Source organism: Pleomorphomonas oryzae DSM 16300 (genome assembly GCF_000422965.1).
Taxonomy (GTDB): domain Bacteria; phylum Pseudomonadota; class Alphaproteobacteria; order Rhizobiales; family Pleomorphomonadaceae; genus Pleomorphomonas; species Pleomorphomonas oryzae.
Genome location: NZ_AUHB01000006.1, coordinates 35,176 through 59,863 on the forward strand (window position 1 = coordinate 35,176; position 24,688 = coordinate 59,863).

At 61.9% G+C, this 24,688-nt stretch carries 21 protein-coding genes; 7 read left to right on the forward strand and 14 right to left on the reverse strand.

What is annotated here, in order from left to right:
* Window positions 1-350: 350 nt before the first annotated feature.
* Window positions 351-833 (reverse strand): DUF1003 domain-containing protein, encoded by a 483-nt coding sequence (locus G522_RS26490; RefSeq protein WP_051228545.1) that lies wholly within the window; start codon window positions 831-833, stop codon window positions 351-353.
* 297 nt (window positions 834-1,130) lie between these two features.
* Between G522_RS26490 and prmB the strand changes: the two genes are divergently transcribed.
* Both prmB and G522_RS0111360 read left to right on the forward strand, forming a co-directional pair.
* On the forward strand, window positions 1,131-2,051 hold the full coding sequence (gene prmB, locus G522_RS0111355; protein ID WP_026791150.1) for a 50S ribosomal protein L3 N(5)-glutamine methyltransferase: 921 nt from the start codon (window positions 1,131-1,133) through the stop codon (window positions 2,049-2,051).
* 285 nt (window positions 2,052-2,336) lie between these two features.
* Window positions 2,337-4,793: a glycogen/starch/alpha-glucan phosphorylase gene (locus G522_RS0111360; RefSeq protein WP_026791151.1), complete on the forward strand. Its 2,457-nt coding sequence runs from the start codon at window positions 2,337-2,339 to the stop codon at window positions 4,791-4,793.
* A gap of 81 nt (window positions 4,794-4,874) precedes the next feature.
* Here the strand turns inward: G522_RS0111360 and G522_RS30280 are convergent, their stop codons facing one another.
* Window positions 4,875-5,189, reverse strand: coding sequence for a DUF2249 domain-containing protein (locus tag G522_RS30280; protein WP_051228546.1), 315 nt, complete (start codon window positions 5,187-5,189; stop codon window positions 4,875-4,877).
* Window positions 5,190-5,447: 258 nt separating this feature from the next.
* Between G522_RS30280 and G522_RS0111370 the strand changes: the two genes are divergently transcribed.
* Window positions 5,448-6,494, forward strand: a complete 1,047-nt coding sequence (locus tag G522_RS0111370; protein ID WP_026791152.1) for a dipeptidase — start codon at window positions 5,448-5,450, stop codon at window positions 6,492-6,494.
* A gap of 144 nt (window positions 6,495-6,638) precedes the next feature.
* Here the strand turns inward: G522_RS0111370 and G522_RS0111375 are convergent, their stop codons facing one another.
* The 8 genes from G522_RS0111375 to G522_RS26505 form a co-directional block, all read right to left on the reverse strand.
* Window positions 6,639-7,007, reverse strand: coding sequence for a hypothetical protein (locus tag G522_RS0111375; protein ID WP_026791153.1), 369 nt, complete (start codon window positions 7,005-7,007; stop codon window positions 6,639-6,641).
* Between the two features lie 449 nt (window positions 7,008-7,456).
* Window positions 7,457-8,626, reverse strand: a complete 1,170-nt coding sequence (locus tag G522_RS0111380) for a sugar ABC transporter permease (protein WP_026791154.1) — start codon at window positions 8,624-8,626, stop codon at window positions 7,457-7,459.
* A gap of 34 nt (window positions 8,627-8,660) precedes the next feature.
* A complete protein-coding gene (locus G522_RS0111385; RefSeq protein ID WP_026791155.1) occupies window positions 8,661-10,199 on the reverse strand; it encodes a xylose ABC transporter ATP-binding protein in 1,539 nt (512 codons plus the stop codon).
* A 404-nt stretch (window positions 10,200-10,603) separates the two neighbouring features.
* Window positions 10,604-11,611, reverse strand: a complete 1,008-nt coding sequence (xylF, locus tag G522_RS0111390; RefSeq protein WP_026791156.1) for a D-xylose ABC transporter substrate-binding protein — start codon at window positions 11,609-11,611, stop codon at window positions 10,604-10,606.
* Window positions 11,612-12,193: 582 nt separating this feature from the next.
* A complete protein-coding gene (locus G522_RS0111395) occupies window positions 12,194-13,192 on the reverse strand; it encodes an aldo/keto reductase (protein ID WP_169453514.1) in 999 nt (332 codons plus the stop codon).
* A gap of 71 nt (window positions 13,193-13,263) precedes the next feature.
* Window positions 13,264-15,036, reverse strand: a complete 1,773-nt coding sequence (locus tag G522_RS0111400; RefSeq protein ID WP_026791158.1) for an L-fucose isomerase — start codon at window positions 15,034-15,036, stop codon at window positions 13,264-13,266.
* A gap of 64 nt (window positions 15,037-15,100) precedes the next feature.
* Window positions 15,101-15,811, reverse strand: coding sequence for a class II aldolase/adducin family protein (locus G522_RS26500; protein ID WP_051228547.1), 711 nt, complete (start codon window positions 15,809-15,811; stop codon window positions 15,101-15,103).
* On the reverse strand, window positions 15,808-16,698 hold the full coding sequence (locus G522_RS26505; protein WP_051228548.1) for a DeoR/GlpR family DNA-binding transcription regulator: 891 nt from the start codon (window positions 16,696-16,698) through the stop codon (window positions 15,808-15,810). Before G522_RS26505 ends, G522_RS26500 begins: the two co-directional genes overlap by 4 nt.
* A 248-nt stretch (window positions 16,699-16,946) precedes the next feature.
* On the opposite strand from G522_RS26505, the gene G522_RS0111415 reads away from it, so the two are divergent.
* The 3 genes from G522_RS0111415 to G522_RS0111425 all read left to right on the forward strand — a co-directional run bounded on the left by G522_RS0111415 (window position 16,947) and on the right by G522_RS0111425 (window position 19,721).
* A complete protein-coding gene (locus G522_RS0111415) occupies window positions 16,947-17,900 on the forward strand; it encodes an ABC transporter substrate-binding protein (protein WP_026791159.1) in 954 nt (317 codons plus the stop codon).
* 145 nt (window positions 17,901-18,045) lie between these two features.
* Window positions 18,046-18,927 (forward strand): ABC transporter permease, encoded by an 882-nt coding sequence (locus G522_RS0111420; RefSeq protein ID WP_026791160.1) that lies wholly within the window; start codon window positions 18,046-18,048, stop codon window positions 18,925-18,927.
* Window positions 18,924-19,721: an ABC transporter ATP-binding protein gene (locus G522_RS0111425; protein ID WP_026791161.1), complete on the forward strand. Its 798-nt coding sequence runs from the start codon at window positions 18,924-18,926 to the stop codon at window positions 19,719-19,721. The genes G522_RS0111420 and G522_RS0111425 overlap by 4 nt, the downstream gene beginning before the upstream one ends.
* A gap of 124 nt (window positions 19,722-19,845) precedes the next feature.
* Here G522_RS0111425 and G522_RS0111430 read toward each other — a convergent pair whose 3' ends face one another.
* The gene (locus tag G522_RS0111430; RefSeq protein ID WP_026791162.1) at window positions 19,846-20,508 is read right to left on the reverse strand and encodes an HAD family hydrolase; all 663 of its coding nucleotides are present in this window, start codon (window positions 20,506-20,508) and stop codon (window positions 19,846-19,848) included.
* Window positions 20,509-20,683: 175 nt separating this feature from the next.
* Between G522_RS0111430 and G522_RS0111435 the strand changes: the two genes are divergently transcribed.
* On the forward strand, window positions 20,684-21,604 hold the full coding sequence (locus G522_RS0111435; protein WP_026791163.1) for a LysR family transcriptional regulator: 921 nt from the start codon (window positions 20,684-20,686) through the stop codon (window positions 21,602-21,604).
* Window positions 21,605-21,628: 24 nt separating this feature from the next.
* Here G522_RS0111435 and G522_RS0111440 read toward each other — a convergent pair whose 3' ends face one another.
* From G522_RS0111440 to G522_RS0111450, 3 genes are all read right to left on the reverse strand, one after another.
* Window positions 21,629-22,519 carry an NAD-dependent epimerase/dehydratase family protein gene (locus G522_RS0111440; protein ID WP_026791164.1) on the reverse strand — a complete coding sequence of 297 codons (891 nt, stop codon included), beginning with the start codon at window positions 22,517-22,519 and terminating at the stop codon, window positions 21,629-21,631.
* Window positions 22,520-22,564: 45 nt separating this feature from the next.
* A complete protein-coding gene (locus G522_RS0111445) occupies window positions 22,565-23,341 on the reverse strand; it encodes an SDR family NAD(P)-dependent oxidoreductase (RefSeq protein WP_026791165.1) in 777 nt (258 codons plus the stop codon).
* 118 nt (window positions 23,342-23,459) lie between these two features.
* Window positions 23,460-24,434: an aldo/keto reductase gene (locus G522_RS0111450; RefSeq protein ID WP_026791166.1), complete on the reverse strand. Its 975-nt coding sequence runs from the start codon at window positions 24,432-24,434 to the stop codon at window positions 23,460-23,462.
* Between the last annotated feature and the right edge of the window lie 254 nt (window positions 24,435-24,688).

Consider the following 24,688-nt stretch of genomic DNA (forward strand, 5'->3'; position numbering starts at 1 on the left):
CAAAGACAGCCGCCCGACCTGTAGGCACGCTCCGACGTGCCCGGAACATAACGTGACCGCATGCACAAACACAACTCTAGAGTTGCGTTAAGCCCCTCCAGGCAATTACGGACCCACCAAGCTCGCAAAGCGACGTGAGTTATACCTCGAATTTGGCCGGACCAGCGATATGCCCAGTTGGAGCGCGCCCTTCAAATCGACCTCTTTTGCGCATGGGCCGGCAGATCGAGCTACGGAGAAAGAGGAGACGGGCAAGAACTACTGGCTGCCGAGAATGAATCGGATACGCCTCGCTCGATGTACGAGGCATAGCCAATATGACCACAGTCGCTCTTCAGTCCTTGGCCTAACTAGGCCCGTTCGTCGGCAAGTTCGCCGCGTTCATTGGCAGTACCGAGCTGCAGCGCGACCAGCCGCTCGATATCGGCGCTGAGGGCGTCGATTTTGGCGTGCAGGCCAGCAATTTCGGTCTCGGAGCGCAGGTTGGTTTCGTAATCGAGACGGGCTTCGAAGCGATCCTTGGCCGCCTGCCGGTTCTGGCTCATCATGATGATCGGCGCCTGCAGCGCAGCCAGCATCGACAGCATCAGATTGAGGAAGATGAACGGAAAGGGATCGAAGGCACGCGCCGCCAGCACGACGGTGTTGAGAAGAGCCCAGGCGCCCAGGAAGACCCCGAAGCCGATGATGAACGACCAGGAACCACCAATGGTGGCGACGCGGTCGGCCAGGCGCTCACCAAAAGTGAGGCGCTCGGCGAAAAGCTCATTGGGGTCGCGTGACGCCGTCACCCGACGGAATTGCTCGGCGAAAAAGCGGATGGTGGTGTTCATGGCTCACCTTTCTGACGACCGGCCGCCTAAGGCCAGTCGCGGGTGAGCCGATCAGGGATCAGTCCAGCGCAACGGCCTTGGGCGGCACGGTCAATCGACTGTGATCGTTGCTAGGCATGACCCCTCGGGGGTTCGGTGACAAAGGACGCCGTCGGCGTCAAAAATTGGAATGATCCCAGATCGGGGCAAAATCAAGTCATGTTTTTAGGATGGCCCCATGCCCCTCTCACATGCCTGATTGCAGCGCCGCGTGCGCCATGCCATAGCAGCCGCGCCCTCCTCTTCTGGAACACTGCCGTGACCGACATTGCCGACGACCTCATCACCGTTCGAGATCTCTTGCGCTACGCCATGAGCCGGTACGGCGCCGCCGAGATCGGCATTGGCCACGGCACCAGCGAGGCGATCGACGACGCCGTTTTCCTGATCCTCGAGTCGCTGCATCTGCCGATCGATGACATCAACCCGTGGCTGGACGCCCGTCTGACTCGGGCCGAACGCCAACTGATCATCGAACGGCTCAATCGGCGGATCGACGAACGGGTCCCTACCCCCTATCTGGTGGGCAAGGCCTATATTCAGGGTGTGCCTTTCGCCATCGACCCGCGCGTCATCGTACCGCGCTCCTTCATTGGCGAGCTGCTGTTCTCGGAAGCCTTTTCCGGCGAAAGCGAAGCCTCGTTGATCCGTGATCCGGAGGAAATCCTGTCGGTCGCCGACATTTGCACCGGCTCCGGCTGCCTCGCCATCCTCGCCGCCATGGTCTTTCAGAACGCCGCGGTCGACGCCGTCGATCTTTCCGAAGACGCGCTCGATGTGGCGGCGGTCAACGTCGATCGCCTCGGTGACGGCCGCGTCGGCCTCTTCCACGGCGACCTGTTCGCGCCGCTCGAAGACCGGCGGTACGATCTCATCATTACCAATCCGCCTTACGTCGATGACGAGGCCATGGCCGAACTGCCGGATGAATACGGCCACGAGCCGGCAATGGCGCTCGCCGGCGGCCTCGATGGTCTCGATATTGTCAGACGCATCATCGAAGCGGCTCCGGACCACCTCAATCCCGGCGGAGGTCTCCTGTGCGAGGTCGGCAGCGACCGGGAAATTCTTGAGATGACCTATCCCGACCTGCCCTTTGTCTGGCTCGATACGGCCGAGTCCGAGGGCGAGGTCTTCTGGTTGTCGGCCGAGGATCTCGGTGTAATTGATGCTTCCTAGAGCCGCGTATTACGCATAGCTCACGCTATTTGATGGGCGAGATATGCAATATCGCGCTAGGTAATGACGGTTTTCTTGCGTTTTTTCCCAAGTGTGGTGCCGGAGATCTAGACAGCGGCAAAGGCGGCGGCCAGTGTCCGCTCCAAGAGGCCGCGGCCATGCGCTGCGTAGTCTTGGCGACGATTATCTGGTGACGGTACTTGGCGTTACGGAGCGGCCGAAGAATTCGGTCACGGCCTCGTAACCATCATCGGCGATAATTGATCGAAACCGCAGGGATCACCGATGAACGACACTTCCAGGATCGATGAGGCCGCCGGCTCCGCCGGTCAGGCGCGTATACTCACGGCAGCCGATTTCAGGGACGCCGTCCGCGCCAAGCTTGCATATGCCGTCGGCAAGGACCCGTCCCGGGCAACGGCCAAGGACTGGAGCATGGCGCTATCGCTTGCCGTGCGCGACCAAGTCGTCGAGCGTTGGTTCGAATCCACCAGGGCTTCGCACGCTGGCCAGAAGAAGCACGTTTATTATCTCTCCATGGAATTCCTGATCGGGCGTCTGCTTAACGACGCGGTTTGCAACCTCGGCATCGAAGCCCAGGTCCGCACTGCCTGCGCCGAGCTCGGCATCGACTATCAGGCCCAGCTCGAACAGGAGAGTGATGCCGCTCTCGGCAATGGCGGCCTTGGACGCCTCGCCGCCTGCTTCCTCGATTCCATGTCGACACTGGGCATCCCCGCCCACGGCTACGGCATCCGTTACGACCACGGCCTGTTCCGCCAGCGCTTTCACGACGGTTGGCAGGTGGAAGAGCCGGAGGACTGGTTGGTCTCCGGCCGCGCCTGGGAATTCGAGCGGGCCGAGATGGCCTATCTCGTCAAATTTGGCGGCCAGATTTCTTTTGATGGCCATGGTGCCACCTACTGGCGTGCCGATGAGACGGTGAAGGCCGTCGCCTACGACACGCCGATCGCCGGCTGGAGAGGCCGCCACGTCAACACCTTGCGCCTTTGGGCCTCGCGCCCGGTCGAGGTGCTCGATCTCGGCCGCTTCAACCACGGCGACTACATGTCGGCTGCAGAGAAGACGATCCGCGCCGAGACCATCTCGCGCGTGCTCTACCCTGACGACACGACCGCCGAGGGCAAGGAACTGCGCCTCAAGCAGGAATATTTCTTCACCTCCGCGTCGCTGCAGGACATTCTTCGTCGTTACCTCGAAGACAACGATGACATCCGCAAGTTGCCCGATCAGGTGGCGATCCAGATGAATGATACGCATCCGGCGATCGCGGTCGCCGAACTGATGCGTATTCTCGCCGACGACTATCGACTGACCTTCCCGGAAGCCTTCGAGATCACGCGTCAGTGCTTGAGCTATACCAACCACACGCTGATGCCCGAGGCGCTGGAGCGTTGGAACACCAACCTGTTCCGCAAGGTGCTGCCGCGCCATATGCAGATCATCGAGTGGATCGACTATCATCACCTCGCCGAGGTGCAGGGACGCAATCTGCCTGTTTCACTCGATGCCATTCGCATTATCGAGTGGGGCAGCGAGATCAAGATGGGCAACCTTGCCTTCGTCGGCTCGCACCGCGTCAACGGCGTGTCGGCACTGCATACCGAGCTGATGAAGCAGACGGTGTTCAAGGACTACCACGTCCTCTATCCCGACCGCATCGTCAATGAAACCAACGGCATCACGCCGCGTCGCTGGCTTTACGAGTGCAATCCGGGCCTGCGTGCCCTGTTGCTCGAATCGATCGGCGACGGCTGGGTCGACAATCTCGACAGGATCGAGGAAGCCGCCAAGTTCGCGACCGATGCCAGCTTCCGCGACAAGTTCGCCGCCGCCAAACAGGCCAACAAGGTGCGTCTGGCCGCTGAAATCGAGCGGCGCATCGGCCTGCGCGTCGATCCCACCGCGCTGTTCGATGTGCAGATCAAGCGCATGCACGAGTACAAGCGCCAGCTCCTGAATATTCTGGAGACGATCGCCCTTTATCAGGCCATCCGTCGCGGCCCCGGCGCCGAGTGGACGCCACGCGTCAAGATCTTCGGCGGCAAGGCGGCCCCCGGCTATCAGATTGCCAAGCGCATCATCAAGCTGGCCAACGACGTTGCTCGTGTCGTCAACAACGACCCGATCATTGGTGACCGGCTGAAGGTGGCCGTACTGCCAAACTACAATGTGTCGCTGGCCGAGGTGATCATCCCGGCTGCCGATCTGTCGGAGCAAATCTCGACGGCTGGCATGGAAGCCTCCGGCACCGGCAACATGAAGCTGGCCCTCAACGGCGCGCTGACCATTGGCACGCTCGACGGTGCCAATGTCGAGATCGCCGAGCGAGTCGGTCCGGATAATATCTATATCTTCGGCCTCACCGCCGACGACGTGGCTGGCCTGCGCCAGCGCGGTTACAACCCCAATGCGACGATCGACAGCGACCCGACGTTGAAGGGCGCCATCGACGCCATGGTCAACGGCACCTTCTCGCCCGACGATCATGGACGCTTCAATGAGGTGGCCGACCGGCTGTGGCACACCGACTGGTTCCTGGTGACGGCCGACTTCCAGTCCTACTTCCAGACCCAGCGCACCATCGACGTGGATTATCGCGACAAGGCGCGTTGGACGGAGCGATCGATCCTCAACACCACCAAGGTGGGTTGGTTCTCCTCCGACCGTACCATCCGCGGCTATTCCAAGGATGTCTGGGGCGTCGAGCCCAGCTTCTGAGGTTTCCAACCTCGAATGACAAAACGGGCGGCGGGCGTTTAGCCCAGCCGCCCGTTCCGTTTTCCGCCCCGAGCGACGGAATCAATGATCGCAGCTGTGACGCGCCAAAGCGGCGAGCGCGGCAGCGCCCTCGCGAGCCAGCTCAGGATCGAAGGCAGCGCGGGTGATACGCACCCGGAACGCCTCGTCCGTGCGCGGCAGCGCCTCCCAGCGGTAACGGCCCGGCACGATATCTTCGAAATGTCCGCGCAAGCCAACCGGCTCGTGGTCGTTGATCACGACGAGCGACTCGCCCTCGGCCAGCCGATCGAAGCCACCGAAAATGATGGCACGACGATTGACGCACGGCAGGCCGCGTACGTCGAGTTGAAGGTCCTGGGTGGCTGTGTCGGTCATGCTGTTCTCCGCTTCGTCAGTGCCGAGATCATAGGGGCTGAGGCATCCCCGAACTTTGCTCCTGCGCAAACCGGAGAAAATTTCTCTCCTATCCGCGGGCGATGTTCCGTCCAAGGTAGGTTGACCTCTCCCGGCGAGCCTCCTACCACTTGGTATCTCCACGGATGCGAGACTGAACGGTGCGGCCGTCGGCTTCGCCTCCCGTCCGAAGCGCAATCCTCTCCGGACGATCCTTCCTTCTGACCGAGCGATGGTGCGATGCAGCCTGTATTTGACGGACATAACGACGTCCTGATGCGTCTCTGGGAAACCGCAGGCCGGGGCGGCGATCCGATTGCCGAGTTTCGCGATGGCATCGCCACCGGCCATATCGATGCCCCGCGCGCTCGTGCCGGCGGCCTCGTCGGCGGCCTTTGCGCGATTTTCGTGCCCTCGAAACAAGGACCGCGTCCGACATTCGAAAAAGGCACTTACGCGTCGCCGCTTGCCGAGCCGCTCGAACAGCCGATAGCGCTCGCCGCCGCGACGACCATGGCCGGCATCGCTCGCCGGCTCGACCGCGAGGGCGTCTGGCGACTCTGCACCTCGACGGCGGCGATTCGCCAAGCTGTTGACGACGGCATATTCGCCGCCGTGCTGCATATGGAGGGCTGCGAGCCGATCGATCCTGACCTCTATGCCCTCGAGCTTTTCTATGCTGCCGGTCTCAGATCGCTTGGACCGGTATGGAGCCGCACCAACGTCTTTGGCCACGGCGTGCCCTTCGCCTATCCAAGCTCACCCGACACTGGCCCCGGCCTTACCGAGGCCGGCGTCCGCCTGGTAAAGGCCTGCAATCGGCTCGGCGTCATGGTCGATCTGTCGCACATCACCGAACAGGGCTTCTGGGATGTTGCCAAGGTCTCAGACATGCCGCTGGTCGCCACCCATTCCAATGTCCATGCCATTACGCCGGTGACGCGCAACCTTACTGACCGCCAGCTTGATGCCATTCGCGAAACGGGCGGCATGGTCGGCCTCAATTACGCGACGTCCTTTCTCCGGTCGGACGGTCAGGAAAATGCCACAACGCCGCTGATGGACATGGTGCGCCACATCGACCATCTGGTCGAGCATCTCGGCATCGACGGTGTCGGCTTGGGATCGGACTATGATGGGGCGACCATTCCGGCGGAGATCGGCGATGCCGCCGGTCAGCAAGCGCTGGTGGGAGCGCTACGCCAAGCCGGATATGGCGAGACGGATCTCATCAAGCTTTGCCGTGACAATTGGCTGCGGGTCCTGGCTCACACCTGGCGGGAGTAGCATGGAGGGCAAATCGGTCCGGAGGCTACGGATGGTTTGCCCTGCCCCAACCTGGCCCGCTTACCCTAGACAGCAAAAAGGCCGCCCAGTTGGGCGGCCTTTCCTGTGATCGTCAGTCTGTGACGATCGATGGCTTCGGTCTGATTACCAACCGATCACGGCGCTGTTGTCAGCGTAGGGCACGTAGTGCGGCTGGGCGACCGGGGCCGAGGCGCCGGCCAGCACCAGCTTGGTCGAGAAGGCCGACTGGCCATCGGCAGCACCCGGATCATACTCGGTGACGGCCTGGGCCGAAGCGCCATGGGTACCGATCACCGCGTCACCGGCGACGCTGGCATAGCGCTGAGCATCGGCAGCAGCGGCGGCGGCATTGGCCGGGTTCACCTGGGCAGGCAGGGCAACGAAGGGCGAGGAGCCGCTATCGACCGACGGGTCGAAATAAACCTGGCCGGCATTGGCGACGGCGGGAACGAGAGCGAGGGCGAAAGCGGCGGCGGTGAGGAACTTGTTCATGATCGAAACTCCGGTCTTCATGTCTGTTGTGGGGCAGCGGGGAGGTTTGTTCGCTGCCGATGACCGGTATTTGGACCTTGCTCGATCACGGCGAAACGGGCCGTTGCTGACGAGTGCGAGTGGGAAAGTTGAACGCCTAGTCGCGGGTTCGTGTTGAGGAAGTTGATTCGTTCGGACGGTCTTCAGAAAAATCCCGGTATGGCGCGGGAAACCGCATTTCAGTTGCTCACGGACGGTGGGCTGGTAACCAGTCGCTTGTTCACGAAACGAATTCGACTTTCGTCGTAATTTCTCCGATGAAATCGGAAGGACGCGTCACCAGACCGTCGGCCAACGGCCGCCGCCACTCGGACATGCACGCCAAATGAAAACCCCGCCAAAACGGCGGGGCTCTCGATAGCTGTTTGTGATCGCAAATCAGCCAGCACCATAGGTGCCAGCCATCATGATCAGCCGCGCTGATTGCCGGACGACACGATATCCATGTAGACGGCAGCGACCAGAATGATGCCCTTGACGATCTGCTGCCAGAAGGTGTCGATGCCCATCATGGACATGCCGTTGTCGAGGCTGGCCATGATGACGGCACCGACCAGCGCACCCGATACCGAGCCGACGCCGCCACGCATCGACGTACCTCCGATGAAGCAGGAGGCGATGGCGTCAAGCTCGTTGCCGAAACCCGCCGACGGCGTGCCAGCCGCGAGACGGCCGGTGGTGGTGAGGCCGGCGAAGGCGCACATCAGGCCCATCAGCGCGAACACCATCATCTTCACGTAGGCGACATTGACGCCGGAAAGCCGCGTCGCCTCCATGTTGGAGCCGACAGCGTAGATGTGGCGACCGAACGTGGTCTTGTTGCCGACGACGGTGAACACAGCAAGGATGACCAAGAGGACGAGCACAGGCACCGGAACGCCCTGATAGTCGTTGAGCGTCAGCACGAAGCCAAGGATGATGACACCGGCAAACAGCAGGCGTCCAACTTCTGCCGGCACTGTCGGTACGGTAAGGCTGTGCTTCTGACGATTGGCGCGGGTGCGGAATGCAAGGAACACCAGCACCAGGAACAGCAGCACACCACAGACATTACCGGCCAATTCGGGAAGGTAGCCCTGGCCGATGAACTTGAGATCCGGATGCACCGGAGCGATGGTGATACCGCCGGTCAGGCCGAGCACCATGCCGCGAAACACCAGCTGGCCGCCCAACGTAACGATGAATGACGGAATGCCGAGATAGGCAGTGAGCCAGCCGACCATCAGGCCGAAGAGCAGACCGAGGACGATCACCGCCGGGATGGTCATCCACAGAGGAAGCGTATAGGTCACATCCATCACGGCGGCAACACCGCCGAGGAGACCGAGCAGCGAACCGACCGACAGGTCGATCTCACCGGCGACGATCACGAATACCATCGCCGATGCCAACATGCCGGTGATCGCCATTTGGCGAAGCAGGTTGGAGAAGTTGCGCGGCGTCAGAAACTGAGAACCGCCCAAGTCGGAATCATAGGTGAGGTAGCCGAAGAAGGCCCAGATGATCGCGATGACGATCAGAAGGGCGACGATCTTGTACTCGGACAGGAACTTCCTGACGTCTTTCTTAGTAAGTGTCATGGTCTTGCACCGGTATTCTTATGAAGGGAGAGCCTTAGGCGGCTTCCGTGATCGGTTGTCCAATGGCGGCAGCGAGAACCTTTTCCTGCGTAAGGCCTTCATTGATGAAGTTGCCTCGCAGCTTGCCCTCGCCCATGACCAGAACACGGTCGCTGATGCCGAGCACCTCGGGCATTTCCGAGGAAATCATCAACACCGCAACGCCCTGTTTGGCGAGCTCGAAGATCAGCTTGTAGATCTCGTATTTGGCGCCGACGTCAATGCCGCGCGTCGGCTCGTCGAGGATCAGTACCTTCGGCTCAGGCAGCAGCATTTTGGCGACGACCGCCTTCTGCTGGTTGCCACCCGACAGCGAGGCGATCGGCAGAAGCGGCTCGGCCGTCTTGACCTTCATGCGGATGATCTGGTTCTGAATCTCGGCCAGTTCGACTTCGGACTGAATGAAACCGCCGCTTGTGTAGCGCTTCAGAACCGACATGGTGATGTTGTAGCCGACACCCATCAACGGAATGATGCCGTGTCGCTTGCGATCCTCCGGTACCATGCAGATGCCGAGCTTGACGGCGTCGCGCGGCTCGTGAACCTTGATTTCCTTGCCTTCGAGGAACACCTCGCCCTCATGGTCGCCGTTCCAGCAGCCGAACAGCTTGCAGGCAAGTTCCGTCCGCCCGGCGCCAACGAGCCCGGCAACGCCAAGGATCTCGCCCTTTCGGATTTCGAACGAGACGTTGTCCACCACCTTGCGCTCGCGGTTGGTGACGTCCCAGCAGGAGATGTTTTTCGCCTCGAAGATCACATCACCAATCGTATGTGCTTCGCGCGGAAACAGGTTCTTCATCTCGCGACCGACCATCATGGTGATGATCTTGTTGGTATCGAGCTCAGCCATCGGCAGCGTACCGATGTGGGTACCGTCGCGGATGACTGTGACGGTATCGGCAATCTCGGCTACTTCATCGAGCTTGTGCGAGATGTAGACGCAGGCCATACCGTTGGCCTTGAATTCCTTGATCAGGTCAAGCAGCGTCCTGGTTTCGGAGGTCGTCAGCGCGGATGTCGGTTCGTCCAGGATCAACAGCTTGGCGTTCTTGTTGAGCGCCTTGGCGATTTCCACCAGCTGCTGCTTGCCGCCCGAATAATTGTAGACGGGCAAGGCAACGTTGATATCGCTCATCTTGAGACGAGCCATCAACTTCTCGGCGTTGGCATTCATCAGATCGTAGTCGATGAACCCCGCTTTGGTCTTCGGTTCTGAACCGAGGAAGATATTCTCGGCGACCGTCAGATGCGGCACCATCATCAGTTCCTGATGGATGATGACGATACCCGCCTCTTCAGTCTCGCGGATGTTGCGCGCCTTGAGTTCCTTGCCTTCCCAGGAGATCTGGCCTGTCCAGCTCCCGTAAGGATAGACCGCCGAGAGAACCTTCATCAGCGTCGATTTGCCGGCGCCGTTTTCGCCGCAAAGCCCCACGCATTCGCCCTGGCGAACCTGGAGATGGATTCCATCGATCGCCTTGACGCCATTAAAGTCCTTGGTGATGTCGCGCATCTCCAAGAGATAGTCTGACATGGACTGTACTCCCTTCGATGACGCGAACAGCCTCGGGCCAGCCTCGCGCGCCATCCTTCTCCGATCGGATCAAGGCCGATGAAGGCCACTGCTTCCCAAACCGGCATTTCGCCAATACAGCCCGGCGCCGCCCCCGCGGCTTGCCGAACCGGCACGGCCCCTCATGAGAGCCGTGACATTCCTTCCGCTGTCGTCTTCATGAAAATCAAGCCTGTCGGCCTAGGCCGGCAGATCTCGCCCGCCACGCCCAGGCGCCGCCCCCAAGCGCGCTTCCGGTCATTTACCGAAAACAGCGAACAGGGCTCGTCGCCATTTGGCGAATTCGTCCGATGGACCTTCCCGATCCCATCGACAAACAGCATGCCGGGGCGGGTTGTGCCCGCCCCGGTTTTCCTGCCAGAGGATTACTTACCCTCGACCTGGGCCTTGGTGTAGAAGCCGTCTTCGACGACCTTCATCACGTTTTCCTTGGTCAGCGGGATCGGCGTCAGGAGGACGGAGTCGACCTGCTTCTTGCCGTTGTCGAGCTTAGCGCTGAACTCAACCTTCTCGCCCTTGACGAGATTGACCGAAAGCTTGGCAGCTTCCGAGGCAATCAGCTTCAGCGGCTTGTAGACGGTGACCGTCTGGGTGCCGTCGATCACGCGCTTGATGGCAGCGAGGTCGGCGTCCTGACCGGAGATGGCAACCTTGCCAGCGAGACCCTGGGCAGCGAGAGCCTGGATGGCACCGCCGGCCGTGCCGTCGTTCGACGCGACGACAGCGTCGATCTTGTTATTGGCGGCGGTCAGGGCGTTCTCCATGATCGACAGCGCTTCGGTCGGGCTCCACTCCTTGACCCACTGCGAACCGATCACCTTCACCTTGCCGGCGTCGATGGCGGCCTTGAGGGCCTTTTCCTGACCAGCGCGGAGCAGCTTGGCGTTGTTGTCAGTCGGCGCGCCGCCGAGCATGTAGTAGTTGCCTTCCGGCACGGCCTTGAGAACGGCCTCGGCCTGCAGGAAACCAACGCGCTCGTTGTCGAAGGAGATGTAGGCATCTTCGTCGGCGTTGAGGATCAGACGGTCATACGACACGATCTTGATGCCGGCCTTGTGGGCTTCGTCGATGACTTCGCCGAACACCTGCGAGTTCATCGGAACGATGGCGATGGCGTCGACCTTCTTGGCGATCAGGGTCTCAACCTGGTTGACCTGCTTCTGCTCGTTGGCATCAGCGGAGGTCACCACCACTTCGGCACCCAGGTCCTTGGCGGCAGCGATGAAATAGTCGCGGTCGCGAGCCCAGCGCTCAACGCGCAGATCGTCGATCGAGAAGCCGACAACCGGCTTGTCCTTAGACGCGTGGGCGGCCATCGGCAGCGCAACGGCGGCAGCCAGGATCGTGCTCGAAAGAATGGTAGAAAGTTTCATTATCGCTCCTCCTAAAGGCCCCTACGGGCCCGGCCGCCTCCCCGGCGGCCTCCTTGCACCCGAACCACGACCGGATGGTTGATCCTCCGGTCACTTCCCCCGGCAACGCCCGTCATAGGCATCGTCGTTGGCTCGGGATATACCTCACGCGAGTGATAGATGCCTCAAAGCGATGATGGACGCAACTCATTTTGATTGCGTAGATGCGTTGTGACCATCATCCATTTGACGAAGAAATTTCCTATCTCCGTCATAAGGTTCCTCGCAACACGGACAGACCCGCGCCTTTTCTCGCTTAGGCGCAGCCAAACCCTAGCGCGCCTCTCCTTTCGGATAGCCGCCATATTTGATGTGATTTCGTCAAGGCATTCCCTCCAGGCCCTGACGGTCGTTTTCCGGCAACCTCCGTACCGCCGGTAAAATTCGACCCTCAAATTATACTCATCGCCCCATTTTGGCAAGAGACTTTGCTGCCCATATCGACGAATGGTCATCCCGATGCGCCCCGATGCGCCATGACAAAACACCCCGCCGTGGTGGGCAACCACAGCGGGGTGTCAATGAAACGGCAGGGAAGATGGATCAGGGCGTCGGCGCGTCAGCCGAGAGCAAACCTTCCGCCCTGAGACGATCCCAAAGGGTTGAGGGCACCGCCGTCCGGTACCAGTCGAAGTTCTGCTTGACCGCGCCTAGCCTGCTCATACCGACGACGACCGCCTTCACCACTGGATGAGCCAGAGGGAAATGCACGGCAGCCGCGGGCATTGCGACGCCGACCTCGGCGCAGACCGCGGCGATTCGCCGCGCCTTATCGATGATTTCCTGAGGGGCAGCGCCATAGTCATAGTTGCCGCCGACCTCCGGCGGCTTCACCAGAATGCCGGAATTAAAGATACCGACGGCCACCACGTCGACACCTTTCTTTTCGGCAAGCGGCAGGAAATCGGCGAGGCCCGGTTGTTCGAGCAGCGTGTAGCGTCCAGCCAGCATCACCACGTCGAGGTCCAGCTTGGAGACAAGATCGGCCGCGACATCGGCCTCGTTGACGCCGATGCCGATCGCCTTGAGGTCACCACTGCGCCTGAGTTCGTCGAGGGCCCGGTAGCCGCTGTCGAGCGTTTCGCGATAATGCTGGTCGAAGCCGGCTTTCAGATTTCGCCGATCGAGATCGTGGATATAGACGATATCGATCGTCTGAGCCCCGAGCCGGTTATAGGACTGCTCCAGCGACCGCATGAACCCATCGTAGGTGTAGTCGAGCACCGGGCGCAACGGCAGCGGCCGCACCCAGCCGCCGCGATCAGGCGTCTCGTCGCGATGATAGGGCACGAAATAACGCCCCACCTTCGTCGACAGAAGATACTCCCCGCGCGGCTTGTTACGCAGGAAGCGACCGAGCCTCAACTCGCTGAGACCGTAGCCGTAAAGCGGTGAGGTATCATAGTACCGGAAGCCTTCCGCCCAGGCTTCAGCCAGAATGGCATCGGCCACGTCGTCCGGCACATCCCAAGAAAGCGTACCGAGGCCGGATGCCCCGAAACCGAAGCGATAAGCCGAATTTTCTTTGAACGGATTGGTCATTGTCCCCATTGGCTCCCTGGGCGTGGACGACAGCCGCGGCGAGCGTTCGCCGCGGCTCCATCTCGATCTTCTTAGCTGTAGAGCGGCCCGAAGTTCTGACAGGCGCGGAAGTCGGCGCCTTCGGGATCCATGCCGAACATCGCCCAGGCGCTGGGGCGGAAAATCGCCTCGTCCTCGACGTTGTGCATGGCGACAGGAATGCGCAGCATGGCCGCCAGCGCGATCAGATCGGCACCGATGTGGCCATAGGAAATGGCGCCATGGTTAGCACCCCAGGCGGCCATCACCTTGTAGACCGACTTGAACGGCCCTTCGCCATTCAGGCGCGGCGCAAACCAGGTAGTGGGCCAGGTCGGGCTGGTCCGCTGATCGAGAATGCTGTGCACCCGCTCCGGCAGCGCCACCGTCTCGCCTTCGGCGATCTGCAGCACCGGACCGACACCTGCGACGAGGCTGAGCCGCGTCATGGTCACCGGCATGCCGCCGCGGGTGGCAAAATCGGTCGACCAGCCGCCGCCCCGGAAGTAGCCATGGTCGGCCTGGCAGAAGCGCGTTGCCTCGAGCGTGCGCCGCTGGTCGGCCTCGGTCACCTCCCAGAACGGCTTGATACCCGGCCTGTTGTCGATCGTCATCTCGCCGGCGCCGTCAAGACAGGTGGCGCCTGAGTTGATGAGGTGGATGAGACCACCCGCCGCCGCGCCCTCCACCACATGGCCGGAGACCCGCTTGATCGCATCCGGGCTCCAATAGGTGCGCACGTCGGAGAAGATCTGCGCCCGTGCCGTCAGGAGGTTGCCGAACAGCATGCCGACGCCATTGAGACAGTCGTTCTCGGTGGCGAGAATCAACGGCTGACGCGGTCCGCTCCAGTCGAACGACGTGTTGAGCATGGTCTCCATGAAGTCGCCGTTCGGCATGAAGTCGGTCCACTGCCGCTGGCCCTGGAAGCCGGCGGCGATGGCATGATGGCCACAGGACTCCTCGACATAGCCGAGCTCGGCAAGCCGCGGATTGCCCACCATCAAGTCGTGGGCGATCAGGCACATCTTGACGGATGTCTCCCATTCCGCGCGCTTGCGCGCCTTATCCGACGCCTTGTCGCCGTTGGGGTCGGAGCCCTCCTTGCAATGTTCCAGCGTCCAGGCGAGCGCCTTCTCATATTCGACCGGGTCGTAAATATTGAGCTGCAGCCGGCGCTGGAACTCGCTCATGTCGATATATTCGGTGCGCATGCCGAGGTAGCGCTGGAAGAAGTCGGCATCGACGATCGAGCCGGCAATACCCATCGACACGCCGCCCATCGAGAGATAGCTGCGGCCGCGCATGGTCGCCACCGCGATACCGGCACGCACGAAGCGCAAGATCTTGTCGCGCACGTCGTCGGGGATTGTCCGGTCCGAGCTGTCCCGCACTTCCGAGCCGTAGATTCCGAAGGCCGGCAGTCCCTTCTGGTTATGGGCAGCCAGCACGGCGGCGAGATAGACGGCGCCGGGGCGCTCGGTGCCATTGAAGCCCCAGACAGCCTTGGGCATCAACGGGTCCATATCCATGGTCTCGGAGCCGTAGCACCAGCAGGGTGTCACCGTCAGCGACACGCCAACGTTTTGCCGCGCGAACTTCTCGGCGCAGGCCGCCGCTTCCGCAACACCGCCGATGGTGGTGTCGGCGATCACGCATTCCACCGGGTCGCCGGTCGGATGGCGCAGCGTGGCGGTGACCAGCTCGGCCACCGCTTTCGCCATGCCCATCGTCTGGTCCTCGAGGCTCTCACGCACGCCGTTGCGCCGGCCATCAATGGTCGGACGGATGCCGAGCTTCGGCAGGTTGTTGAATGCGCCGTTCATATCTCTCTCCCTTCCTCCGCCGAAACCTCTCCTCAGGTTCCGGGCCATCCTCTCCGGCCCAGCGTCAGAGACGTCTCGGTCCGCCGTACGGCGGTGGTTCCACCTTGTTCTTCACTGTCGGGTCGACAGCCTCGCCGGCCTGCTTTCCGTAACTTTTGAAACGTTCGAGAACGACATCCATCTCGAGTTTGCCGAGAATGACGCCGCCGCCCAGCATGCGCGTGCCGATATAGATTCGGGCTAGATTCTCGACCTCCTCGAGAACGCCAAAGGCCTTCGCCGGCGTTTTGCCCAGCGCGATGACGCCATGGTTGCCCAGAAGGCAGGCCATCCGATTCTCAAGCGCCTCGAGCGCCTCCAGCGAGAGTTCGGCCGTTCCGAACGGCGCATAGCCGGAACATTTCACAACATCGCCGCCCGAGACGCCAATCATGTAATGAATAGGCGGAATGTCGAGCCGGCAGCAGGCGAGGATGGAGCAGTTGATGGCGTGGCTGTGCAGCACCGTGTCGACGTCTGGCCTCGCCTTCAGGATATCGTAGTGGAAGCGCCACTCCGACGACGGCACGTAATCGCCGTAGTAGCGACCCTCCCAGTCCATCTCGACGATCTGTTCCGGCTGCATCCGGTCGTAGGCAATGCCCGAAGGGGTGATCAACAGCCCGCCATCGACGCGGACACTGAGATTGCCCGCCGATCCAGTGTTCAACCCCGAGGCATTCATTCTGAGACAGGTCGCGATCATCTCCTCGCGGAGACCGAGGTGGGATGTCATTTGCTTTTTGCCTCCTGAGGCGCGGACGGATCGGCCGCCCCTTCCGCCGGAGCCTCTTCCCGGATTTCCCGATCGAGCGTTGCGATCAGCACCTCTACGCCGGCGTCTTCCAGCATGCGTCGATCGCCGTCGGAGATACCCTCGTCGGTCACGAACACGTCGACCTCGGCGAGCGGAAAAACCACGAGACTGCGCGCCTCGCCAAATTTGCTGCTGTCCGCCAACACGACAAGCCGCGCCGCTTGACGGCGCAGCGCCCTCGCCGCCCGAAGCGGCAGAGGGTCGTCCTCCATGATGCCGGCCGGGCCGGCGGCGTGACAGCCGATGAAAAAGGTACTGGCAGCAACATGGAAGGCCGGCGGATCGTCGAAGGGACTGAGCACGATGCCCTGTTGGGCCAATACTTCACCGCCGGTCAGAAAGACGCGATTGTCGGTCTTGAAGGCAAGATGGTTGGCCACAGGCAGCGAGTCCGTCAGCACTGTCAGGCCGACGGCCGGCAGCATTTCCGCAAAACGCGCCACGGTGGAGCCGCCGTAAAGGATCAGCGTATCCGGCGATGAAACAAGGGCGGCCGCCCGTCGGGCAATAGCCTCTTTGGCCGCTGCAGCGCGCTGTGCCTGCTCGCCGAAGAAATAGGATGCAAGCGGCCGACTGGCGGCCATGAGCGGCGCCACGCCACCGCGAACCTTGCGGATGCGCCCGGCTTCGCAAAGCTGATCGACGTCGCGACGCAACGTGGCGCCCGACGCATCAACCATGGTGAGAAGCTCCTCGTAGGAGACGGCGTCGCGTCCCTCGACGGCTTTCAGGATCAGGTTGAAACGCTCTTCCTTCAGCATGCCGAGACCATATGTCGGCGCCTTTGAGGCGTCAATCCGATCCATCGCAGTTTTGGTCAAAACATTTCATCTAGAAGCAATATTTATCAAACGCAGAGATTCATGCCGAAACCGACGACAAGGAGCCCAACAAAAGGGCACCGAGTGGCGCTTTTCGTCGCAAATGCGCTTTAAGACGATCAATTCGTGCACACTCGGCATTCCCCGTGCTTGATTCACTCACCGGGATTACCTAAGACCGTCCAAAACCCCGGCCTAAATCCGGCCGAATAGCCCGTGACGGAGGAAGTTTGATGCGTGCCTTGTTGTTTGCTCTCGCCGCCAGTGTCGCGGCGGCCCTGCCGGTCCACGCCGAGAACGTGACGGTCGATGTCACCGCCATCGTCGAGCATCCGGCCCTCGATGCCGTACGCGACGGTGTGAAGGACGCGCTGGCCGCGGCCGGGTATAAAGAGGGCGAGAACCTCACCTTCGTCTACAAGTCGGCTCAGGGCAACGCCGCTACGGCCGCCCAGATCGCCCGCCAGTTCGCTGGCGAAGGCCCGACCGTGATCGTGCCGATCTCCACCCCGTCGGCTCAGACCGTCGCGGCCGCCACGCGCGATATCCCGATCGTCTTCTCGGCAGTGTCCGACCCGGTGGGCGCGCAGCTCGTGAAGAGCATGGACAAGCCCGGCGGTAACATCACCGGTCTCTCCGACATGTCGCCGGTAGCGGAGCACGTAGCGCTCATCAAGGAAATCCTGCCGAACATCAAAAAGCTGGGCTTCCTTTATAATTCGGGTGAGGCCAACTCGGTGTCGCTGCTGGCCGCCCTCAAGGCCGAAGCCCAGAAGGCCGGTATCGAAGTGGTCGAATCCGCAGCCACCAAAACCGCTGAGGTGCAGGGCGCAACCCGCGCATTGGTCGGCAAGGTCGACGCAGTCTACGTCCCAACCGACAACACCATCATCTCCGCACTGGAATCGGCCGTCGGCGTTGCCGTGGAATCGAAGCTGCCGTTGTTCACTGCCGATACCGACAGCGTGGCGCGTGGTGCCGTCGCCGCGCTTGGCTTCAACTACTATGACGTCGGCAAGCAGACCGGTGCTATTGTCGTCCGCGTCCTGAAGGGCGAGACGGTCGGCGATATCCCTGCCACCGTCGCCAAGGGGACTGACCTCGTCGTCAACAAGTCGGCCGCTGCCAAGATGGGCGTAACTCTGCCCGAGGCTTTGGTCGCCCGTGCCACCAAGGTGATCGAGTAATCAAGGCGTCTCGCCCCGTCGTTCCATGAGGACGACGGGGCGCGTCTCCGATGAATAGGCCGTCCAACCGGCCAGGATATCCCGCTTCATCCTTGGCTTAGCGCTGCCTGCCACCTCGGGATATTCAGTATAAGGATCGTTGCGCGTGAGCCAAATCGCCCTCTGGGGGGCCGTCGAACTCGGCCTCGTCTATGCCTTCGTCGCGCTCGGCGTCTATCTCGCCTTCCGCGTTCTCGACTTTCCCGACCTCACCGTCGACGGTACCTTCCCGCTCGGCGCCGCCGTCACCGCCGTGCTGATCATGGCTGGTGTCAACCCCTGGCTCGCCGCCGTGGTCGCCATGGTGGCCGGCGCGCTGGCCGGTCTCGTCACGGCAACGCTCAACGTCCGCTTCAAGATCCTGAACCTGCTCGCATCGATCCTGACCATGATCGCCCTGTTCTCGGTCAATCTCAGGGTCATGGGCCGGCCGAACGTGGCGCTGCTCTCCGTCGATACCATGCTGACCCCCTTCTACGGGCATGGTTTCCGGGACTTCATGGTGCGGCCGATGTTCCTTCTGGTGCTCGCCATCATCGCGCTCTTGGTCGTCTGGCGTTATCTCGAGAGCGACGCCGGCCTCGCCATGCGCGCCACCGGTGCCAACGCCCGCATGGCCCGCGCCCAAGGCATCAACACCGACCGTCAGATCTATCTGGGCATAGCCCTGTCCAACGCGCTGGTGGCGCTCGGCGGCGGTCTGTTCGCCCAAACCAACGGATTTGCTGACGTCACCTCCGGCGTCGGCACCATCGTCGTCGGCCTCGCGGCGGTGATCATCGGCGAAACGCTGTTCGGCACCCGCCGCATCCTGATCGCACTGATCGGCTGCGTCGTCGGCTCCATCCTGTACCGCATCGCCATTCAGCTGGCGCTATCGAGCGACTCGCTCGGCCTGCAGGCGTCGGACCTCAACCTCGTCACCGCCGTGCTCGTCACCTTCGCGCTGGTACTGCCGCGCCTCAAGCGGGGAGTGCTCTCGTCATGATCGCCCTCGACAACATTCACGTCGTGTTCGGCCGCGGCACGCCGCTTGAGAAGAAAGCGCTGTCCGGCGTCTCGCTCACCATCAAGGAAGGTGCCTTCACCACCGTCATCGGCTCCAACGGTGCCGGCAAATCGACCCTGCTCGGCGTGCTGGCAGGCGATGTCATCCCCACCGATGGCCGTGTGCGCATCGGCGATGCCGACGTCACGAAGCTGCCGACCGCCGCCCGTGCGGGACGCGTGGCGCGCGTTTTCCAGGATCCCCTGGCTGGTTCCTGCGGCGCACTCTCCATCGAGGAAAATCTGGCCCTCGCCCACAAGCGCGGCCAGCGGCGCGGTCTCAAGCTGGCGCTTGGCCACAGCCGTCGCAAACTCTTCCGCGAGCGGATCGCCGAGCTCGATCTCGGTCTGGAAAACCGGATGACCGACCGCATGGCCATGCTGTCGGGCGGCCAGCGACAGGCCGTATCACTGGTCATGGCGATGATGGCCGGCTGCGACGTGCTGTTGCTCGACGAGCATACTGCCGCTCTCGATCCCGGCATGGCCGAGTTCGTCATGAAACTCACCGAGAAGATTGTCGGCGCCAAGAAGCTGACGACGCTGATGGTGACGCATTCCATGCGTCAGGCGCTCGACTATGGCGACCGCACCATCATGCTGCATGGCGGCGAGATCGTCCTCGACGTCGAAGGCAGCAACCGCCGCAACCTGGATGTCGAAGACCTGATCGACATGTTCCGCCGCGTTCGCGGACAGACACTCGATGACGACGAACTGCTGATCGCCGAATGACTTGAGGGCAGCCTAGAGCATCGGAACGAAAAGTGGAATCCGGTTTTCGGAAAATCCGATGCGACAACAAAGAACTAGGTCGTCTTGCGTCTGTAAGGGCGCACGGCGATCTAGCCGCCCTCCTCTACCCGATTACCCGCCCGATCGCCTCCCACAACGCCGGCGCCCGATAGTCCGGGACCGCGATGTCGGCGCCATTGGCCTTCGCGCTCGCCTCGCCGAGTGTCGTCGTCAGGCCCACCGTGAAGATCTTCGCCGCGTGTGCCGCCCGTATTCCCGGCGGCGCATCTTCGAAAGCGATCGCCCGGTCGGCCGAGACGCCGAGGCGTTCCAGACCCGTGAGGTAAGGCAGCGGATCCGGCTTGCCACGCTCAAGCTCGGTGCCGATGACGATGGTATGGAAATACTCGGCGACACCAAGCTGGGCCAGCATGTCGCTGACGTTGGGGCGCGGCGCATTGGAGACCACAGCCAGCCCCACCTTGTGCTCTACCGCCCAGTTGAGCACGTCGATCAGTCCCTCGATCGGCTTCAGCCGGCCGACGATCAGCCGCCGGAACAGCGCTTCCTTCTCGTCGGCGAGGCGCGGATGCTCCTCGACAGCGACATGCGAGAAAAGATTCTTGAAAATCAGCGAATTGGCTTGGCCGGACACGTATTTCAGAAAGGTCGGCTCGTCGATATCAACCCCATAGGCCTTGCCGAACTCCACGAAGGCCTCGTGATGGAAGGGATCGCTGTCGGTCAACGTTCCATCCATGTCGAACAGCAGGGCACGTGAAAACATCGACGAAAGACTCCGGGCGCATCGCTTTTTGAAGCGGTTTTGCATACACCGCACACCCCGACGGGTCCAGCCGCGCAGCGCGCTTTTGGCGGGCCGGATTGCCTGACTTTTAATCTTCCTCTACGAATGGGTGGGCTGTATTGATCTCGCCAAAAGCACAATAAAGCGGATCTCAATGGAACTTCGCCAACTTCAGCATTTCGTGGCCGTCGCCGAGGAAATGCACTTCACCCGCGCCGCCCGTCGCGTCAACATCGTGCAGTCGGCCCTCTCCACATCGATCCGGGCGCTTGAGGAAGAACTGGCCACCAAGCTGTTCATGCGCAACACCCGCCAGGTGCAGCTCACCACGGCCGGGCGCGTCTTTCTCGATAAGGCGCGTCTCGCCCTTGAAGCAGTGCGCGAGGCACGCGACGCCGTCGCCGCCGTGCAGGGCCTGACGCGGGGGCGCCTCGCCATCGGCACGGTGCAGAGCCTGCCGGCCTTCGTCGACCTGCCGGCCCTGCTCGCCTCGTTTCACGAACTCTATCCCGGCATCGAGGTTCGCCTCTGCCAGGGCAACGCCGACCACCTTGTGGACAAGATCCGTTCCGGCAAGATCGACCTTGCCATCGTGCCGCTGATCGAAGCGCCGCGCGGTATCGCCACCAAGATGATAGCCTGTGAATATCTTGTGGCTATCTCTGCGAAGAACCACCCGCTGGCCGGTCGCACCGACGTCCCGCTATCGGCCTTCCGCGACGAACCCTTTGTCGACTTCGAGCAGGCTTGGGGCACGCGTCAGCTCGTCGACACCGGGTTCCGCCACGCCGGTATCGAGCGCCGCGTCGCCTTCGAGGTCAACGACCTCGGCACGTTGATCGAGCTGGTATCGCGCGGCCTGGGCGTGGCGCTGGTACCTGAAGCAATCGCCGAGGCGGAAGCGGAAACGCTCGGCGTCGTCCGCCTCGCCGAGCCGCAGATGTGCTGGGAACTCGCCGTGGCCACGCTGTCCGGCAGTGGCGACGAGATCATTCTCGACGGCGCACCAAAGGCCTTCATGGACCTGTTGATCGCCGCCCGCAGCGTCGAGACGGAGGAAGAGAAAGCCGCCTGAGGCTATCTCTTCCAACGCCGCCCCTTAGCTCACGTATTTCCGCCAGTCGTGCTGCTCCTTGAAACCCAGCACGCTTCGAATCTTTTCGTTGGAGATCGGCGCCTCGAAGCCGATCAGTGGGCGGCTGTGCGGAGTGTTCGGACACACCTTTTTCAGGAAAGTCTCGGTCGGCTCGCGCGCGGTGATGGTGTCATTGACGGCGTTGAACACCTGGAAGCCGAGCCCGTCCTTGCCAACGGCGAGGTGGACGATCTCGCCGAGATCCCTGGCGTCGATATAGCTCCAGGCGTTGCGCTTGCGCGTCAGCGGATCTTGCATGAAACCGGGGAAATTGGCGTATTCGTGGGGTTCGATGACGTTGCCGATCCGGAGCGCGTAGATGTCGGCACCATAGCGCATGGCAAAGGCACGAGCCGTCTTCTCGTTCACCACCTTGGACAGGCCATAGCTGTCCATCGGATCGGTGTCATAATCCTCGGTCAGCGGGAACTGGTGAAAGTCCTTGTCGCCTTCCGCAAAACAGACGCCATAGGTGGTTTCGCTCGATGCGACGATCACCTTGCGGATACCCAGCTTCATCGCCGCTTCAATGACGTTGTAGGTCGACATCACATTGGTTTGGAAAGTGTGGTTGTCGGGCGTCAGCAAAATGCGCGGGATGGCCGCAAAATGCACTACGGCATCCGGCAGCACCGGCCGCGAGCCGCTTGCCAGGCTGTCGAAATCGAAATGCATGGAAAGCGCGCTGTAGACCTGCCCGCTATTTGTGAGGTCACAGGCCAGTGTCGTCACGCCGGGACAATCGAGCGGCTTGAGATCGAGGTTGAAAACGTCATGTCCCTTGCCCTTGAGATAAGGAACAACATGACGGCCGGCCTTGCCCGAGCCGCCGGTGAAGACGATCTTGCTACCCATTTTTCTCTCCGCAAACTGTCCGCCGCCGACCGATGCCACGGCGCGTCAGGTCATCAATTGTCCGCCGTTCGCCTCGAGTACCTGGCCGATCATGTAGCCCGACAGGGCCGCCGAGGCGAGGAACAGGTAGGGACCGACCATGTCCTCGGGCTTGGCGAGGCGTTGCAGTGGAATGGTGGCGCGCATGGCGTCGAGATAGGCCTGGTCGGAATAGCGCTCGTGGAACGGCGTCTCGACGATGCCCGGCGCCACCGCGTTGACGCGGACGCCGAAGGGCGCGAACTCCTTGGCCATGCCGCGCGTGGCATTTTCGATGAAGGCTTTCGCCGAACCATAGGGACCGGCCCCCAGGCTGGCGCCGGTACGGGCGGCGATGGACGTGGTGTTGATGACGAAACCCTGCTGTGCCTTGAGGAAGGGCAACGCGGCGTGCGAGGCCACCAATACAGAGCGAACGTTGAGACCGACAATTTCCTCGAACACCGCCTCGTCGAACGCGGCGTAGGGCATACGCGCCACCATGCCCCCGGCGTTGTTGATGAGACCGTCGAGCCGGCCGAAGGCCATGGCCGTCTCCTCGACGACCCGAGTGATCTCGGCCGATTTGGTGACGTTGCCGTGTACCGCCGTTGCCTTGCCGCCAGCGGCGCGGATGTCGGCGCAGAGCGCTTCGGCCGCGGCGGCGGAAGAGTTGTAGTGAACGCCCACCGACGCCCCCTGCTCGGCAAAGGCGCGCGCCAAGGCCGCACCGATGCCGGAAGAAGCCCCGGTGATGAGCACGGCCTTACCGGTGAGATCGGGAATGCAGAGCGGCTTCGTCATCAGAGCCTCCTTGATCGAGAGAGTGCCGAATGGATCGCGTCGGCGGAGCCGGACAAGCAAAGCCCGTCCAGTCGCCGCTGTCCATGAGCAAGCCGGCTATGCCCGCCCGACCTAACCCTCAGAGCGCCTTGACCATGAAGGTCTGATAAGGGGCTTCGAGCGCGGCGATCTCGTCTGCGGTGAGTTCCAGATCGACGGCGGCAATGGCGTCGTCGAGATGGCCCATCTTGCTGACGCCAACGATCGGCGACGTCACGCCGTTGATCTGCAACACCCAGGCGAGCGCCACTTCGGCCATAGGCACGCCACGCGCCTTCGCGATCTTCTCAACGGCAGCGACCACTTCAGGCGCGTTGCCCTCGGTACGCTCATACATGCCCTTGTTATGGCGATCGGTGGTGTTGCGCTTGGTTTCGGTGCCCCAGGGGCGAGTGAGCTTGCCACCACCAAGCGGGCTCCACGGAATGACGGCAACGCCCTGATCGCGGCAGAGCGGCAGCATCTCCCGCTCTTCCTCGCGATAGACCAGACTTACCTGGTTCTGCATCGACGAGAACTTCGTCCAGCCGTTGAGTTCGGCGGCATGCTGCATCTTGGCGAACTGCCAAGCGAACATCGAGGACGCGCCGATGTAGAGCGCCTTGCCGGCCTTCACCACGTCGTGCAGCGCTTCCATCGTTTCTTCAACGGGCGTGAACGGGTCGAAGCGGTGGATCTGGTACAGATCAACGTAATCGGTACCAAGGCGTTTCAGGCTGTTATCGATCTCGCCGAGGATAGCCTTGCGTGACAGGCCTCGTCCATTTGGCCCCTGCCGCATCGGGAAGAATACCTTGGTGGCCAGCACATACTCCTCGCGCGGCGCCAGTTCTTTGAGCGCCACGCCGGTGATCTCCTCGCTGGAGCCGGCCGCGTAGACATTAGCGGTATCGTAGAAATTGATGCCCGCTTCCCAGGCCTTGCGGAACAGCGGCCGTGCGTCCTCAAGACCAAGCACCCAGGGGCGCTCTTCCATAACCCTGCCGAAGGACATGCAGCCGAAACAGATGCGGCTGACTTCAAGTCCGGACTTCCCGAATCGGGCGTATTGCATGGCGAGTTCCTCCCTTGCGAAGGCCGGCGACCTGATCGGCGACTTTCGGTGTGTCTCTTCTCGAACCGGCAGTCAATCGCCGCCACTTTGATCCGTCAAATGGATTGTCGAGATAAGATTGATCTGACTCATGGAAACAAAGTGCCTTCCAATGCGCTTTGGATGTCACGTTCTCGGCTTTTCGTTCCCGGGCCGAGCTGGGCGACTCCAATTCGCCTCGTGACGATGAATCGTTTTTGTTAGGTTTTGTTCCA